This is a genomic window from Neobacillus sp. NPDC093127 (assembly GCF_044754175.1).
Lineage (GTDB): Bacteria > Bacillota > Bacilli > Bacillales > Cytobacillaceae > Neobacillus.
Map to the genome: position 1 here is coordinate 62,524 of NZ_JBIVOP010000016.1, position 18,035 is coordinate 80,558.

The 18,035-nt window shown below is 39.9% G+C and carries 12 protein-coding genes and 1 other annotated feature; of the genes, 2 read left to right on the forward strand and 10 right to left on the reverse strand.

The window, feature by feature from the left end; translation table 11 throughout:
• Positions 1–51: 51 nt before the first annotated feature.
• The gene (locus tag ACIQCO_RS20250) at positions 52–771 is read right to left on the reverse strand and encodes a YebC/PmpR family DNA-binding transcriptional regulator (protein ID WP_400431715.1); all 720 of its coding nucleotides are present in this window, start codon (positions 769–771) and stop codon (positions 52–54) included.
• 485 nt (positions 772–1,256) lie between these two features.
• On the opposite strand from ACIQCO_RS20250, the gene ACIQCO_RS20255 reads away from it, so the two are divergent.
• Complete coding sequence (locus ACIQCO_RS20255; RefSeq protein ID WP_400431718.1) at positions 1,257–2,618, forward strand: arsenic transporter; 1,362 nt, start codon at positions 1,257–1,259, stop codon at positions 2,616–2,618.
• A gap of 30 nt (positions 2,619–2,648) precedes the next feature.
• A complete protein-coding gene (locus tag ACIQCO_RS20260; RefSeq protein ID WP_400431721.1) occupies positions 2,649–3,326 on the forward strand; it encodes a DUF2642 domain-containing protein in 678 nt (225 codons plus the stop codon).
• 259 nt (positions 3,327–3,585) lie between these two features.
• Here the strand turns inward: ACIQCO_RS20260 and ilvA are convergent, their stop codons facing one another.
• The 9 genes from ilvA to ACIQCO_RS20305 all read right to left on the reverse strand — a co-directional run bounded on the left by ilvA (position 3,586) and on the right by ACIQCO_RS20305 (position 17,952).
• Positions 3,586–4,851: a threonine ammonia-lyase IlvA gene (gene ilvA, locus ACIQCO_RS20265; RefSeq protein WP_400431724.1), complete on the reverse strand. Its 1,266-nt coding sequence runs from the start codon at positions 4,849–4,851 to the stop codon at positions 3,586–3,588.
• Positions 4,852–4,910: 59 nt separating this feature from the next.
• Positions 4,911–5,159 (reverse strand) — a binding site (T-box leader).
• Between the two features lie 164 nt (positions 5,160–5,323).
• On the reverse strand, positions 5,324–6,064 hold the full coding sequence (gene map, locus ACIQCO_RS20270; RefSeq protein WP_400431727.1) for a type I methionyl aminopeptidase: 741 nt from the start codon (positions 6,062–6,064) through the stop codon (positions 5,324–5,326).
• 88 nt (positions 6,065–6,152) lie between these two features.
• Positions 6,153–6,617 carry a GNAT family N-acetyltransferase gene (locus ACIQCO_RS20275; protein ID WP_400431730.1) on the reverse strand — a complete coding sequence of 155 codons (465 nt, stop codon included), beginning with the start codon at positions 6,615–6,617 and terminating at the stop codon, positions 6,153–6,155.
• A 137-nt stretch (positions 6,618–6,754) separates the two neighbouring features.
• A complete protein-coding gene (locus ACIQCO_RS20280) occupies positions 6,755–7,942 on the reverse strand; it encodes an amidohydrolase (RefSeq protein ID WP_400431733.1) in 1,188 nt (395 codons plus the stop codon).
• Between the two features lie 70 nt (positions 7,943–8,012).
• Positions 8,013–9,440: an MFS transporter gene (locus ACIQCO_RS20285; RefSeq protein WP_400431736.1), complete on the reverse strand. Its 1,428-nt coding sequence runs from the start codon at positions 9,438–9,440 to the stop codon at positions 8,013–8,015.
• A 525-nt stretch (positions 9,441–9,965) separates the two neighbouring features.
• The gene (locus tag ACIQCO_RS20290; protein WP_400431739.1) at positions 9,966–12,317 is read right to left on the reverse strand and encodes a helix-turn-helix domain-containing protein; all 2,352 of its coding nucleotides are present in this window, start codon (positions 12,315–12,317) and stop codon (positions 9,966–9,968) included.
• A 52-nt stretch (positions 12,318–12,369) separates the two neighbouring features.
• Positions 12,370–14,295 (reverse strand): FUSC family protein, encoded by a 1,926-nt coding sequence (locus tag ACIQCO_RS20295; protein ID WP_400431742.1) that lies wholly within the window; start codon positions 14,293–14,295, stop codon positions 12,370–12,372.
• Positions 14,296–14,433: 138 nt separating this feature from the next.
• Positions 14,434–15,771, reverse strand: coding sequence for an MDR family MFS transporter (locus tag ACIQCO_RS20300; protein WP_400431745.1), 1,338 nt, complete (start codon positions 15,769–15,771; stop codon positions 14,434–14,436).
• Between the two features lie 375 nt (positions 15,772–16,146).
• On the reverse strand, positions 16,147–17,952 hold the full coding sequence (locus tag ACIQCO_RS20305) for a SpoIID/LytB domain-containing protein (RefSeq protein ID WP_400431748.1): 1,806 nt from the start codon (positions 17,950–17,952) through the stop codon (positions 16,147–16,149).
• Positions 17,953–18,035 lie beyond the last annotated feature (83 nt).

Genomic DNA, 18,035 nt, shown 5'->3' on the forward strand with positions numbered 1-18,035 from the left:
TCTGTTTATTCAACAAAAAGCAGACCATAAACGGTCTGCTTTTTACTATGTTTATTCCCCTAAATCAACATTGTGGTACACTTGCTGCACGTCTTCTAAGTCTTCTAATACATCAATCATTTTTTCAAACTTGGCAAGTCCGTCCTCTGGTAATGTGATTTCGTTTTGTGCAAGCATGGTTAGTTCGGCAACCGTAAATTCTGTTATGCCAGCGGTCTTAAATGCCTCCTGGACGGCGTGGAACTGGTCTGGCTCAGCGTAAACAATAACCGAATTGTCTTCCTCTAAAATGTCGCGTACATCCACATCAGCTTCCATTAATAGTTCAAGTACCTCATCAGCTGTTTTCTCCTCGACACCGATGACAGCAGTTGCATCAAACATATATGCTACCGATCCACTGACACCCATGTTCCCGCCGTTTTTACCAAAGGCTGCACGTACATCTGATGCCGTGCGGTTCACGTTATTTGTGAGTGCATCGACAATCACCATGGATCCGTTGGGTCCGAAGCCTTCATAACGAAGTTCAGTATAGCTTTCTTCTGAACCGCCTTTTGCTTTTTCAATCGCACGGTCAATAATATGTCTCGGGACATTGTAAGTTTTTGCACGTTCTAGGACAAATTTTAATGCCTGATTTGATTCTGGATTGGGATCACCCTGTCTTGCGGCTACATAAATTTCAACGCCAAACTTGGCATAAATACGACTCGTATTGGCATCCTTTGACGCTTTCTTTTCTTTAATATTATTCCATTTACGTCCCATTCTGAACACTCTCTTTCCGCTTTAAACTACACAAAATAATTATAATAGAAAAAGTCATCATTTCAATACTTTTTCAAAATAACAATCAACCGATCTTTGATTCAACTCTATTAATGATACGGTGCATCTTTTACAAATAATATTATACCTTATTTAACTCATTTGTTAAGTCCCAATTGACTTCGTCCAAAGAATAAATCAAAAGGGTGTCAGATTCTTTTCCAAATTCCTTCTATACTTTTTGCTATATTGATGGCTTCTGTTAATAAAGCTTTCCCAACATTTACATAGGTTTTCGTGGAATTGGTGAAAATCGGGTACAAACCTAGAGCTCGTCTGAATCGTGATACATATAAATGTAGTACAACTTTACAAGAGGGATAGATGGAAGGGGGGGCCATGAGCGGACTTTACTTTGGAATATTGGAGGCTGTTGCTTCTCATGAAACATCATGAATTAATTGCAAATATGAAAGGGGAAAAACATGTTTCTTCAACCAATGATCTGGATTACCATATTATCATTTGTCGTTACACTTATCTTAATTCTGTGGAGGCCGAGGGGAATTAACGAAGCGATTCCGGCTACAATCGGAGCGATTTTTGTTTTAATCAGCGGAAGTGTTTCCTTGTCTGACCTCGGAATCATCACTGAAACAATCAGCGGCGCAGCGATTACCATTATGGCAACGATTGTCATGGCGATTGTTCTTGAAAGTTTTGGATTTTTCCACTGGGTGGCAGAGAAGCTCGCTGCCAAAGCAAACGGGTCAGGAATTCGCTTATTCTGGTACGTCAATCTGCTATGTTTTCTGATGACGCTGTTTTTCAATAATGATGGAAGTATCTTAATCACAACACCTATTCTTGTCATGCTGCTAAACAATATGGGTTTAAAAAACCATCAAAAAATTCCTTACCTATTATCAGGCGGGTTAATTGCTACCGCTTCAAGTGCTCCAATAGGCGTCAGTAATATTGTCAATCTGATTGCCCTAAAAATCGTCGATATGAGCTTGTATATGCACACGGCGATGATGTTTGTACCAGCAACACTTGGTCTTCTGTTATTAGTTGGACTCTTGTTTCTACGGTTTTACAAAGTCCTGCCAAAAACCGTTCCCACAAAAGTAACCGGCCTTACATTGCCAACCTACCACCCACTAAAGAAAGAACCCATTTACGCATCGGATAAAGCCCGCTCTAAGTTTATGAGAAATGTTCTTCTTTTTGTCTTTGCTGTCCGTGTCAGTCTCTTTGTTGCATCGTATTTAGCCATTCCTGTCTCGGTTATGGCCGTCATCGGATCACTTATCCTTTTAGGCTGGAGATGGGCTTATTTAAAAATACCTCCATACGATATGCTGAAAAAGACACCTTGGTATATTCTAATCTTTGCTTTCAGCATGTATGTCATTATTTACGGTCTGAATAATATTGGTTTGACCGATTGGCTGATTGCTTTCATGCGTCCAATGGTTTCCGGCAGTCTGCATCATGCGAGTATCATGATGGGCGTTCTACTATCCGTTCTATCCAATATCTTTAATAACCACCCTGCGCTCATGGTTGGTACTCTCACATTAACACATATGGGCCTAGACACACTCACCTTGAAAGTTTCCTATCTTGCCAACGTTATTGGCAGTGACATGGGATCGTTGCTTCTACCAATGGGAACGCTGGCAACACTGATGTGGATGCACATTGTCAGGAAAGGTAAAGTGAGAATTACCTGGTTTGAGTATGTAAAAATAACTGCAGTCGTCATCCCTCCAGCTGTTTTGTTTACATTGATTGTTCTATCTCACTGGGTTACATGGATCTTTGGCGGAGCACTTCAGTAATAAGAAACATCTAGATAAAGGAGAATTAACATGAATGACTTCAAAGAATTATTAGGAAAAAATATCGAAATTGAGATTTCCGGAAAGAATTTTTACTCTGGAATACTGGTTGATAGCGGGTTAGACATCATTGTTTTATTCGTGGGTAGAACGGGGGCCTTCCTCTACATTCCGGTTGTTCATATTCAGCAAATGAAAGAGGCTAAACAAGAGGAAGATACAATCTACTACGAGCCGCCCTCAGAAAAGCCACTTGAAACAAATTCACCCGTGGTGTCATTTCGTGGAATTTTAAACAACGCCAGAGGCAGGTTTGTCGAAGTGTATGTAACGGGCAATAAATCGGTTCATGGCTATTTAACCAGTATTATGAACGATCACTTTGTCTTTTACTCTCCAATCTATAAAACATTGTTTATTTCAATGAACCATGTGAAATGGCTGATTCCGTATCCGGAAAATGCCACACCCTACTCCTTAAGCAACGAGTCACTTCCGGTTAATCCCACGAACATTCCATTAGCCAGGAGTTTTGAAGAACAATGCAAAAAATTAGAGCGGCAGCTGGTAGTTATCGATGGCGGCGACAGCAGCGAAAAAATAGGCTTTCTTGAGAAGGTGCTTAATAAGAAATTGACTCTCATTACAGCCGATAGGGAAAAGGTGTTTCGAAATCTTGAGCACGTCAAAACCATCCATTTACCGTAACACAAATAGGAAAATTGGAGGGTAATCGAATTGATTTTAAAAACGAAAAAAAAATAATCCATCTTGTTATGGCGGACAAAGATGGATGATCCTTTTACTTCGTAATGTTCATAGGCCGCGGCACTGCCCCACGGTCTTTTTTTTATTTCCTTCACTATGATAAAATATGAAACATAGTCTTAAAATGTTCAAGACATAAAAAGTTATTTTGATTTCGGCAGTTTCTTTGACTTGGTGATTCAGTGAAAAATGATCCCCCTTACACCAGCATCTGAAACAAGGTGCTGTCTTTATTCACTTCCCGATATAAAAATCCCTTCGTTTTAATCCGTTCAATAAGAGGGAAATAGTCGTGTTTATCCTTTAGTTCGATCCCAACCAGTGCAGGTCCCGTTTCGCGATTGTTCTTTTTCGTGTATTCAAAATGGCTGATATCATCATTCGGTCCAAGAACATCAAACAAGAATTCACGTAAGGCTCCGGGACGCTGCGGGAACTGGACGATAAAATAATGCTGCAGGCCCTCATAAAGCTTCGAACGCTCTTTGATCTCCTGCATCCGGCCGATATCATTGTTACCGCCGCTAACAATACAGACCACCGTTTTACCCTTAATTTCCTCTGCATATGTATCCAAAGCAGCTATGGATAACGCTCCGGTCGGTTCGACAACAATCGCATTTTCATTGTAAAGTGATAAAAGCGTGGTACATACTTTGCCCTCTGGTATGACGATAATATCATCAACGATTTCCTTACAAATGTTGAAGGTCTTGGTTCCGACCGTTTTTACTGCAGCGCCGTCAACAAATGTGTCAATGGTTTTAAGTGTGGTTACCTCCCCCTTTAAAAGCGACTCTTTCATCCCTGGCGCACCTTCAGGCTCGACCCCAATTAATCGCGTTTGCGGTGAAAAGTGCTTTAAATACGTTCCAACTCCAGCCATAAGACCGCCGCCGCCGATTGCTCCAAATAGATAATCCATTTTTTCAGGACAATCATTAAGCAGCTCTACGGCAACTGTTCCTTGGCCGGCAATCACATCATAGTCATCAAATGGGTGGATAAATGTCCGCTTTTCCTCTTGACTGCATGCCATTGCTTGGTCAGAAGCATCATCAAAGGTATCGCCTGCTAAGACAATTTCAACACTGCCCTTACCCCAAAATTTAACTTGGTTCACCTTTTGCTTTGGAGTGGTGGTTGGCATAAAGATTTTTCCATGAATTTGTAACAGGTGGCAGGAATATGCGACTCCTTGTGCATGATTACCGGCGCTTGCACAGATAATTCCGTTTTCTAACTCTTCAGGGCTTAATTTTTTAATTCGATTATAGGCACCGCGAATTTTAAACGAACGGACGCTTTGCAGATCCTCGCGCTTTAAATACACATGGCAGTCGTAGCGTTCCGAAAGTAAGTGATTATATTGCAACGGAGTAGGTGAAATCTCGTCCTTGATGGTATGACTGGCAATGATAATATCCTCCACATTAAACACTTTTTTCTCAACTTTTTGATTCATTTTCTTTTTCCTCCTATAACGAATAGCATTTTATAAACAACAAAAAACCCGTCCCAGTGAATAGGGACGAGTTTCCTCGCGATACCACCCTACTTCCGCAGCACTTAAATGACTGCGGCTCTCGATCGACGTACAATTGACATGTACGTGTTCCGTTGTAACGGCGGACTTAGCCGGCCTAGCTTACTTTCTGATTTCAGCTACGCATCTCAGAGATGATCTTCAAATAGTCCTGCCATCGACTCCCACCAGCTATCGACTCTCTTTTGTACAAGGACCTATCCTACTTTTCTCGTCTTCGATTCATGTTAAATTATAAAAATAAGGGTAACACGGGAAAAGTGGTACGTCAATGTTTTTTGACTATTTTAACTATTTTGTCAATTATAAAGCGCTTACATTAAACGGCGGTAAAAAAAAAAGCTGTCTTCTTATGAAAACAGCCAATCCTAACCTGTAAACTTCACTAATCTTAAAGTGTCACAATAATCGGTCCAGCTTTTGTTAAGATCATGGTATGCTCATACTGAGCGACAAAACTCTTTTCTGTAGCATAGGTCCATTCGTCATCGAGTTGAATTACTTCCTCTTCAAGGGTAGAAATAAATGGTTCAAATGCGATAACCATCCCCTCCTTGAGCAATTCATCGTCCCAAGGCTCATAATAATTATAAACATAGTCAGGTGATTCGTGGATGGAGCGGCCAATCCCGTGACCGGTGAGATTTTTGATGACGGTTAATCCATGCTGCTGTGCTGTTTGGTGCACGACCTTGCCGATGCCGCTTTTCTTCGCACCCGGTTTGCATTTCTTAAGCCCCGCTTCAAAGGCCAGCTTCGCAACCTCACAGATTTTGGTTAATAATTCATCACCTTTTCCAACAACAATAGAAACACCAGTATCAGCGAAATAGCCGTTTTTCGACCCGGATACATCGATATTAACAAGGTCCCCTTCCTGAATTACCCTTGAACTTGGAATCCCATGGGCCACTTCTTCATTTACGCTAATACAAGTGTAACCCGGAAAATCATATTCACCCATCGGAGCAGAAACGGCGCCGGCCTCTTCAAAAAGCTTTCCGGCTACATCATCAAGTTCTTTTGTCGTGACGCCTGGAACTGCCCTTTTAACCAACTCATCCCGAATGGATGCTACAATCCTGCCTATTTCCTTTAAACCATTAAAATCTGCTTCTGTTTTTGCAATCATTATTTTTCTCCACTCATATATTTTTTTACATCCATTATTATATTGTACTTTTATTTTTAAAAATAGCCAGTACTTAAGAATTCATCCTTCATTTTACCTTTTTTTGATATTCTATTAGCGTTAATCGGTCATTTACGTTAAATTCTCCCTGTTTCTGATAGCCCAGTTTTTCGTAAAAATAGCGATTTCGACGATTATCCTTTGGGGTGTCAAGGCTCCACGTATTCACTTTGGGGAATTTTTTTTCAATGCTTGAAACAAGCTTACCGCCTAACCCTCTATCTTGATAGCTGGGATGAAGGAAAATTCGAAACAAGCGGTAATGGGTATCTGACACCTTCACAACGCAGATGCCGCCTGCTATCTTCCCGTCGAGGAAAATCGTGTAATGAAAGGAGTTATTGATTTTATATTTAAAAAAATCCAATGTTTCGGCGGCAGGACTTGAATCATAGTCCCGATACTTTTTCAAGTCGGCTTGGAACGCCTCTTTCTGAATCGCTAACAGGACTGCTGCTTCTGACAATTTTGTTTTTTCGATTTTTAAAGCCATTTTCTCACCTCTGATTACATTTCAATTAGTATATGAAATGATCACTGTTCATGAAATGAAATCACAGCAAAAAGGCCATTAGAAACAATGGTCTTTTTTAAAGTTTACATAATATTATTATTTCAAATTTATTTCACCTAATCTAACTCATAATAACCACAAACCACATATCCTACTGCTTTTGCTGCTACGAGAAGTGAATCTTCATCTATATCAAATTTAGGATTATGATTAAAATATGGTTTTTCCACGCCCTTAGGTGTACAACCGATATAGAAGAAACATGAAGGGAATTTTTCAGCATAATAAGCAAAGTCTTCGGATGGCGGCATAGCTGGCCACTCTTCTACTTTTGTAATATCTTGATCATTTGCACTCTTTAAGAATTGAGAAACTTTCTCTGTTAATTCTGGGTTGTTATATAGTGGAGGATAATCATTTTCGTAAGTTAGATCACATGTTACACCAAATTCTTCTTCAAGTCCTTTTACTATACGTTTCATTTCTTTTTCAATGGTTGCTTTTGTTTCAACCGTCATATAACGAATATCGCCTTCAAGCTCTACGCTGTCTTTAATGACATTAAATGTTCCTTTCCCATCAAAAGAACCAATCGTAATTACACCAATATCAAAAGGACTTAAGCGACGGCTGATAATTGTTTGAACGGCTGTAACAAAATGAGCACCAGCCACAATGGCATCATTCGCTAAATGTGGTGAAGAACCATGGCCGCCTCTCCCTTGAATTTTTAATTTCATATAAGCCCTGCCGTTAAAGGAAAATCCAGCATGATAACCAACCACTCCAGCTTTGTCCATTGGCAGCAGATGGATGCCAAATATATTGTCTAAGTCGTCAAGAATGCCAGATTCGACAATACTTTTTGCCCCGCCTGGCGGAACTTCTTCTGCATGTTGGTGAATAATTTTGATGGTACCTGGAATTTCATCCTTTAATTGAATGAGGCAATCCGCTAAGATTAACAAATAGGCTGTATGTCCATCATGCCCACACCCATGAAAAACGCCTTCATTTTTTGATTTAAATGGTAAATCTGTTTCTTCGACAATTGGGAGTGCATCAAAATCAGCGCGCAAACCAATATTTTTCCCAGGTTTGCCGCCTTTAATGGTTACGATAACTCCGTGTCCATTACCTACATTCGTTTGAACTTCTACATCCTTACCTTTATAAAAATCAATAATATATTGAGCTGTTTTTTCTTCTTTAAAAGAAAGCTCAGGATTTTCGTGTAGATGTCTGCGAATTTTAATCATTTCATCCTTTCGAGATTCTAACATTTCCATTAATTTACTTCTCATGATCTAACCACCTTTTTATTATTTCGAGAGCGCCACTAAATGTGGCGCGTTTTACATTTCCAATTGCAAATTATTCTGTAACAGGACGGTGGCTGTTAGCCTTTGATTTTTTAGGAGCAGCAGCTGTTTTACCAGCATCTCCTGGCACCAAGAAGATAACAGATAGTATTGCAATTATACCAAATATAACATTTACGGCCATACCAATTGCACCGGCTGATGCAAGATTTCCACTTGCTGCGATTGCACCATAAGTAGCTGCGGAAATTGCAACGCCGAATGCACCACCAAGTGAGCTTGCCATTTTATAAACTCCAGCTGCTTGTCCTACTTTGTCAGCAGGAGCATTCGATACGGATGTATCCGTTGATGGAGTAGCATAAAATCCAAGTCCGAGACCAAATAGTGTAAATCCAATGAATTCAGAAATTATATAACCAACACCTGGTAAGAAAGTTAAGCCCATCAATGCCACACCAATTGTCGTAATGATGGTACCCCAGATCATTGGTAATTTCGCGCCTACTTTTTGTAATATTTTCTCTCCGACACGAATCATCACAAGCACTGCTACTAGATAACCTAGTGATAACAAACCTGCTTGGAATGAACTCATTCCACGACCTACTTGTACATACGTATTGGCTACAACTATCGCACCAGCAGTTGCATTTAACAAGAAATTGGATATAGTCGCACCAGTATATGCCTTATTTTTAAATACAGCAAAGTCAATCAGTACGATTTTTTTACTACTTTCAACTTTTATGAAAACAATCAAACCTATGATTGTGATAATGATAAGAACAATGGAAGTCAGGCTTGTCCATCCAAGAGCCGGTCCGAAATTAATAAATACATTCAGAGCACACATGGTGATGATAAAAATGACTAAACCAGTGTAATCGAATTTAAAACCACCTTCAGATTCTTGTTTACTTTCTGGTGTAGCTTTCAAAAGAAGCATACCAAGAATGGCAACGATGATAGAAATGATGAAAATCCATCTCCATCCCAAAGATGAGGCAATGGCACCGCCTAAAAATGAGGCAATCCCTGTTCCTCCCCAAGAACCGATGGACCAGAAACTTAGAGCACGCTGGCGATCTGCTCCCTCAAAATAAGCTTTCATTAAGGCGATGGTTGATGGCATTATAGCTGCACCCGAAAATCCTGTTAAGATACGTCCAATAATGAGCAATACGGATCCGTTAGCAAAAACTAGACAAAGTGAACCAATGATACTTAAAACAAAACCAATATTAGCCATTTTTTTACGACCAACTATATCTGCAAGTCCACCAAAAGCAACGATGAACAATCCTGAGAACAAGGACGTTAAACTGATGGCAATGTTCACTGTTCCAAGTGAAACGCCCAAATCTTTTTGAACAGAAGGAACCACATTTAGCAATGCTTGTGCAAATAGCCAGAATGTTAGAACACCAAACACAATTCCTATGATCATTTTATTTGTACCTTTGTAACTTGTTTCCATGGTTGAACCCCCAATTTATTTTTTTGCTAACCGTTATCAGTTTCAAAAAAATAGCATTCCTACAGCATAGTATTTGATTAAAAAATTGCCTTGATTCAAAATGAATAAATTATCTTCTTGTAGTTCATAACGGTTAACTCATATCTTGTTTATGTCCCTATTATAGAAAAAACAGCCAATGAAACTGAGTCTTTTATTGTTTTGTTTTGTTGTATTCTTGGTCAATTTTTTAAACGCCCTTCCTTTACAGCGAAAAATAGCCGTCGATTTTTGACATTTGGTTTGATTTATTCAAAAGGTTGTATTAAACATGAATGTTGATTTCCGTTCCAGGCGCGAGCGGTTCGCGGGGCGGGCGGTGAGCCTCCTCGGCGCTAAAGCGCCTGCGGGGTCTCACCTGTCCCGCTGATCCCGCAGGAGTCTCGCGCCTTCCACTCCAATCAACATTGTGCTCAAAATCAACAATGTTCTTTAACACAGCCATTCAAAAAAAAAGCCATTGATTCACATCAATGGATAATCTGATTATTCGATTACTTTACGAATATCGAAAAAATGGATGGCGTTTGTGGTCATATAGGAATAAAACACCCAATCTTCCTCAATTGACTCATCAAATATTTCTAATGATGGCTGACTAGAACGGGTAATATAATCAATAATCTCAGCATCCATTCCATGTTTACTGCCCAATTTCCACCAATTCGTATACAATGCCCCATTGTCCTTGTCAAAAATATACTTACGAATCTGATACTCACCTTGCTGCATGCCGGAAATTTTCACACGAATATCTTTATTTAGTTTTTGAAGAAACGCTTCCTCAATTGAAAAATAGGGATTAACGTAATTGCAATTCAAGAGGACCAGCTGGTAGCCTAATTCCGTTTGTGTCATGAAATAATCTTGTCCCTTTGCAACGACTTCTCCTTGAAGCTTGTTCGCAAATAACATCGAGTAAAAGGCAGGCCGCTTTCCATTGAAATAATGAAATAATTCTAACCCTTCTAGTCGAATTCTTAGGTTCATTTTATCCTCTTCATGCAATTCAGTGTTAATCCAAAAGGCCAGCGAATGAATCTCATTTGCTAAATCTAAAGCATTTTTTAGTACTAAGGCACCGCGGAAAAACGTGCCATTTGTGTACCGGGTATTTCCGGAAAGTGTATTCCACGATACGAGAAAAAATGGTTTATCGATTTGATGCTGCTTTAAAAATCCTTTTATCTTGTTTGTTTTCTCCTTTATGTAATCCTTTGCTAATGAAAAGCGAACATCGCCCATTTCGTTAAAATCAATCACTTCATTTTGGTTCGCATGGTAGCCAATAAAATCAATCCGGCCCCTTTCTTCTAACTGCCATTCATGCTCTTTCGGAATTTTTTCGTCATGAAAAGAAAATGGCAGAAATACACCGACCTGAATTCCAGGAACATGCTGTTTAAGGAGACGATATAGTTTTAGATAGACCCGCTGTAAGTCCTTAGCCTTCACCGCTGTATAAAAGGGCTCATTAAACATGAAATGCCATGAGTTTAAGTAAATTTCTCCATAAACCTGCAAACAGTGTTTTAAAAACTTCGTTAGTTTACTGAAGTACTGGTCTTCGTCAATGGAAATTTCTTTATAATCTACCCTTACAAACAAGGAGAGATTATTTTTTTTCATAAAATTTAACGCACCATCCGTGTTAAAGTAAGGTGAGGTGGTGGCAAACCGTTCATCTGTTTCTATAGCAGGAAGGATGGTCGCCCCGCTAACCAAATGGCGGATTCCAATAAAGCATAATCCCAAATCTTCTTTCACCATCAACACTTGCGAACGCACATCTTCTTTTAATAATTCCTTTAATTCCCCAATGATCAGGATGTTTTCAGGAAGGTTGACCGATCCCTTTTTATCATGAATAAGTTCAATCGCCAATTCTTCATAGCGTGTTTCTGTATTGACATACATTTTGTCACTAGCCGTTAAGATCATCCCTAATTTAGTCAAAACTTCCGGAGTCTTCATCAGTGTTTCTGAATCGTGCAAATGATAGCTGTGGATGGAATCCACTAGTTGTTCGGGGGAATGAGTTTCTCGATATTCATGCGGCGTTACACTATATACTTCTTTAAACAGGTTTGTAAATGATTTTGTGTTTGGAAATCCATTTTTCATCGCTATTTGCGAAATCGAATCCGTTGTATAAAGTAAGTCTTTTACACCGTGTTTCAGCCTAATATTCATTAAAAATCGGCTGAAACCCATTCCCATCTTTTGTTTAAAATAGCGCGATAAATAGCCTGTTGAAAGAAAGGTCTTTTGTGCCATTTCTTCCAAGGTAATTTGTTGTTCATAGTTTCTTTCCATATAGTCAATGATTTGCGTTAACCGCTGATCATCTGCATCGATTTTTTCGAAAGCGGTACCTTCACCACTAAAATTACGAATAAGGATCAACAGAATTTGACAGATGGTTCCTTGAATTTCAAGCTTATAGCTTTCATCCCTCCTTAAATAGGTAATCATCATTTCCGCAAGCAATCGCCTGATTTTGTCAATCTTTAACTCCCGGCCCATTTCGATCTCTCGTGAAAAGCATTGAAACCGACGCCTGTGATAGTCTGGATAATAGCGATCGATAAAGGCGTCCGTAATCGTCAACAGCAACACACAATTATCATTCGTGCCATGCAATTGATAAAGCTGATTTCGATTAAGAAGAAGTAAATCATTTTCAGTTAAAGAATAAAAGCGGCTATTCGTTTCTACTGTTAGTATCCCATTTATAACAAATACAATTTGAACACCTCTATTTACCTTTGGCGCTCCATATTCAATCCTTTTAAGCTCAAGAAAAAAATCTAATCCATGGTCCTCCAACCAATTCACCTCAGTCCTCATTCCAACACCATTAAATGTCATGGAAACTGTTTCTATTCTACTATTTATTGAATTGTTTTTCCCCCAAAGCGTTTTGCAAGTCTGCGATTTCTTTTTGAATTTTTGAGAATCCCTTTATTTCTGGTATCTTCTTTCTTACTACAGTTTGTTTATGTTCAACTGCGCTTGCCATAGATTCAAAGACGAATAATACTTGGGCGAGGCTTTCATCTGGAAGGATTGGCCGGTCCTTCGTTTTTAAACATGCATCTAGATGAAATCGCAACTGTTCCATTGAAAAAATGGCTGGCCATAGTTCCCCTAACGCAGATTTATTGTTTGGAATTTCCCCTAATGCTGTTGTATAGATAATTTTTAAATTATCTAAATTCGTGTGCATTTTGCTTTGTGCCGGGATTTCACCTAAAGAATAGCCTTTGCTTTGAGCCGAAAATAACACCTGGAAATACTGCATCTGGCTGCGAATTGTTTTAGCCATGGCATGTGGCAGCCTGCTTGAAGCTGACCTTCTTCCAATCAAATAGGTACCAATCAAGCCAATAAAGCAGCCAATTAACACGTCTGTTATTCTTGCTGTTGCAAAAATGGACAACTTATGTAAGTGTGTCGAGCTTTCAGCTATTAATAATGCATTGGGCGTGATGAACATCGCAGCTATTGCGTAATTCCTAACAATATAAAGCTCTGTCAAGGTAGTCAGTGAAAAGATGATTAACACAAGTAAAATTCCTTGGGGTTTTGCCGAAAGAATGATACTTGCAGCCAGAATTCCAATGATTGTCCCTAAGGTTCTCTGTATGGCGCGATGAAAGGTTGACATAATGGTGGACCCCAGCATCACTGCCGCACAGGATAACGGGATCCAATAGGATCGGTAAAAATCAAAAGAATACGCAACAATCGCCGCAACCGTAAGGATTCCGCCATAACGAACGGCAGAGAGAAAGACAATCGAGTTTTTGTCAAAAGCACCACCGAATAGAGTGGTTAATGGACGCTTAAAGATGGTAATTTCTTGAATGATTTTCGAAACAGGCTCATTCATTATGGCATCGGCATCAAAGATTTTGCGAAACAATAGGTCAATGTCTTCATTCATTTCTTCAGGCAGGCGAATATTTAAGCGCGTGTTCATTTTATGATCGATTGAATGGACAATCCCCCTGACCGCTGCTGCTATTTCAGGGGGCAGCCTTCCGCTTTGGTCTGAAAAACGATCCATTACATGCATAAATATAGTATTGGCATGATTATTTAACATGATTAACCGGTTGAATAGATCAGAACTTCGCCATGAAATATAACCAGATAACAGAATATCATCCGTATCCTTCATCTTCATCACGGTTCGATGCCTTGCTTGATCATAGTTTTCTGTCCCGATGGAATCTAAGAAGCATGCTAGTTCTAAATATACTTTTTTTACAGCTCTCATTTCAGGTGCATGTGGATGATAAAGCCAACCTGCCATGCCAATTACCCATGAAAGCAGCCCGCCCATTAAAACGAGACCCGCTCTCAATGGAGCAAGGGCAGGATCAATCGGCATTCCTGAGGTCATGGAAAAACATAAAACAAAAAACACCGCTGCTGGCCCTGGAATTTTTAATGCCCCAAAAATAAATGTCCCTACCGCTCCAATCACTCCGACCATTAGGGCTGATAAAAGTGGATAAGGGGCCAGGATTGTCCCAATACCCACTAAGAGGCTCAGTCCCATCATCACACCAAAGAGTTTTTTCGCCCTCTGAGCATATGGCTCATTAAAGACATAAAGATAGGTAAAACCTCCAATCCCTGCCTGCATTCCATACGCTAAATTACCGTTAAGCAACCCAATGAGGGCCGGGATTGCCGCACAAAACCCAGCGCAAATCGCCTTTGTCCATGGAAAAGGATTCTTTTTAATTTCTAATGCCTGCTTTACCAGCTTGAATAGCGGTGACGTGTGACTTTTTTTACCCAAATCTCAAACCTCTTTCTTAGAGAACCGTTGATATAACATTAGTATTCTCAAATGCCTCATCTTTTTGCATGGATAAGCACTATTAATGGTGTCAGGCACCAAATAAAAAGACCGAACAATTGTCCGGTCTTTTTATTATTAATTATTAGATTTGCCCTCACTCAATGCACCTGTTTTTGAAGGGATGAGAAAACTCAACACGACCGTAATTAAACTTAAGCAAAGGGCATAAAGAAACACGTTTTGCATACCGACGACTATGTTTGCTGCTTGGTTAATAAGCAGCCCCATTACCGTAACACCGATGGATGTGCCAATATTTCTTAAGAACATTTGCAGTGACGTCGACACCCCTTTGATAGAAGGATCGGCAAATTCTTGAGAAGCTATCGTACCCACCGCAAATAATAAACCAAAGGAAACACCCTGGATGGTCAGAATGATAAACAAATTCGTATAAGATAAATCTTTAATAAATAAAAATAGTGCCAATCCTGATAGGGCGGTAATAAAACTTCCAGTAATAAATAAAGGCCTGTAGCCGAAGCGGATAATCCAATTTCCAGCAGGAGTACTGCCAAACATCCAACCTACCGCAATACTTAACAGGATCAGACCGCTTTTATAAATACTCATATGCGCGCCTTCCTGCAGAAACAATGGGATAAAGTTCGATGTCCCGAAAAAAGAAAGGCAGTACACCAGCATGAACAAGTTAGTCGAAAATAACCCTTTGTTCTTAAATAAAGCAACAGGTAGAAAAGGATGTGCTTCTTTCCTTTCCACTAAGGCAAATACAATCAATCCAATAACTCCGATAATAACGTACCATAGCGGATTACTCATATTTGTCGCTAACAATAACAACGTAATCGATGCACCGAAAAGGAAGAAACCTTTAAAGTCGATATGGGTCTTTTTAAATTCAATTTGTTCCTTATATGGAAGCAAGCAAAGCACTGTGGCAATGCCGATAGGAATGTTGATAAAGAAAATCCATCTCCATGTCAAGGCCTCGACGAAAAACGAGCCTAATACAGGACCAACAATCGAAGAAAGCGCCCAAATGGTGCTGAAAACCGCTTGGATCCTGCCCCGCTTTTCAATGGTAAACAGGTCACCAACGATGATCATCGAAAGCGGAATCATACCGCCAGCCCCTAGGCCTTGCACACCCCGAAAAACTACGAGCATAACCATCGAATTCGCCATTCCGCAAAGAACCGAACCGATTGTAAAGATTCCAACGGCGATAATTAGTAATCTTTTCCTTCCGTACATATCCGATAATTTCCCGTAAAGCGGAACCGTAACCGTACTTGCTAACATATAAACAACAAAAATCCAGGCAAACAGCTCCATACCGCCAAGCTGTTTGACAATCGTCGGACTTGCGGTTTGCATTATATTTGCATCCAACGCTGAAATAAGGGTGGTAATCACTAACGCCCAAAATACAAATCTATTCTTCCCCATACTTGCCTCCTAAATAAATACCCCTAATAAAATATTTCCTCTTTTTTACATTCATTATTTCACTTCTACTATTATAACAAAATGCAACATTATGAACCTAACTATTTTTTAGAAGGTGGTGTTAAAAGTGAATGTTGATTTCCGTTCCAGGCGCGAGCGGTTCGCGGGGCGGGCGGTGAGCCTCCTCGGCGCTAAAGCGCCTGCGGGGTCTCACCTGTCCCGCTGCTCCCGCAGGAGTCTCGCGCCTTCCACTCCAATCAACATTGTGATCAAAATCAACAATATTCTTTAACAAAGCCTTTTAGAAAAAACGAATAGGCTCCAACAATACGTCGGAGCCCCCGAAAAGGCAATTTTCCTACAGAGGATCTTTTCTTATTTTATTAAATAACCACTCGCATGAAATTGATACCATTTTCCACTAATCCATTGCCGGTTTGTCACCATGACACCATTAGCGGTCAAATAGTATCGTTTGCCACTTACCGTAATCCAGCCGGTTGCCATCGCACCTGAAGAAGTAAGATAGTACCATGTTCCTTTATCCATCAACCAGCCGGTTGCCATGGCTCCGCTTGGCTGTAAATAATACCACTTTCCACTGACCTTTTGCCAGCCAGTCAGCATTGCTCCACTTTGGTTTAAATAATACCATTTATTAGCGTCTTTCAGCCAGCCTGTTAGCATTTCACCATTTTTGTTTAAATAATACCATTTGTTAGCATCTTTCAGCCAGCCAGTCGTCCTAACACCGCCTGATTTGAGGTAGAACCACTTTCCGTTCTCTTTTACCCAGCCGGTTTTTGCTACAGTTGCTGGACTTACACTTTGAGAAGGTGGCACAGTAGTTGCTGGACTATCACTTTGTGAAGTTGGCGCACTTACACTTTGAGAGGTAGCATCATACATGTTAACAAGCGTAATCCCTGTATAATAAAACTTTAAAATTTCTTCATACGTTTTCCCGGCATCGGCCATGTATTTGGCACCCCATTGACTCATGCCGACACCATGACCATCACCAAATCCCTTAACAGTAACACTATTCCCGTCCGCATCGATTTTATCAACTAAATAGCTCAACATCACACGGTTTCCAATCATCGCTCTTAAGGTGGAGGCATTCACATTTGAAAAAACAACACGCTGCGGTACTATATTCCCCGCTGCATCGACTTTATCTTTTTCTAAAAAATCTATCGTTATGCTTCCTTTACTGACACGACCGCCAGAACCAGGACTATGAAGCGAAAAATCAGAAATGGAAACAATTTTAATGTCTTTGCTTGTATAACCGTTATTGCTTAACCATAATTTAATATTAGTGGTTATCGTTACGTCCGTTTCATTGGTTGCGGACCACCATTCGGCCGACTTTGATAAATCCTTTGAAGTAAGATCAATTTGAGTTTTACGGAAGGAAAAGTCCCAACCCACCTTGGGGTCATAGGTATCATTTTTTATTGATAAATAAGGAACGGCTGGAGATCCCCAGGCGTTAGCATTGCTTTCAGTGATTCCGCCATTGCTGGCCGAATAAACAGCATCGATAAGGCGGCCATTAACTTGGGCAGCCTGTCCTTTCGTTTCATCAACTGCTTTTGTCGTCGTTAGCGTCCAATTATAACCGCCGTACACCTGATAGGAAATTGTATCATCGATCACACCGCGATTAAGATAACCCAGCGCGTATGTCCTTGCGGCTACCGCTTGAGTTTTTAAGGCTTCAATATTCAAGGAAGGATACATTTCAATTGGAACAACGCCTTTTAAATAATCTTCCATCAAAATAGAATTAACTGGTCTGACAAATTGCTTGTTTTCGATGGAAAAATCAAAGCTGCCAAGGTACAAACGATTATTAATTGAAAGTTGGGAATTTGCTTTTTGAGGCAGGACAGAAAAGGTTTCAAATGAATTCAGAAAGCTTCCATCCTTATAAAGTGATAGTTTTTCATTTACCTGTTTTAATAGGTAGGTGCTGCCTGATTGTAAGATAAAATTCGGATCATTCGTTAGATAATCCCCATTCGGTTTCAAGCTGATTTCCGTTTTGTTTCCCAAAAAATTAATCAACTTCACTTTGATGAGTGGCTCAGGCTGAAGTGCAAAACCATGACCAGCAGGTAGTAAAGAAATAAGTAAGGCAAAAGCTGCGACTGTAAGCAGAATTTTTCTCACTCTATGTTTCCCCTCCAAAACTATTAATTGTATCCGTTGCTAGAATAATCATATAGTAATAGTTTAGTAGTGGACAATGGAAT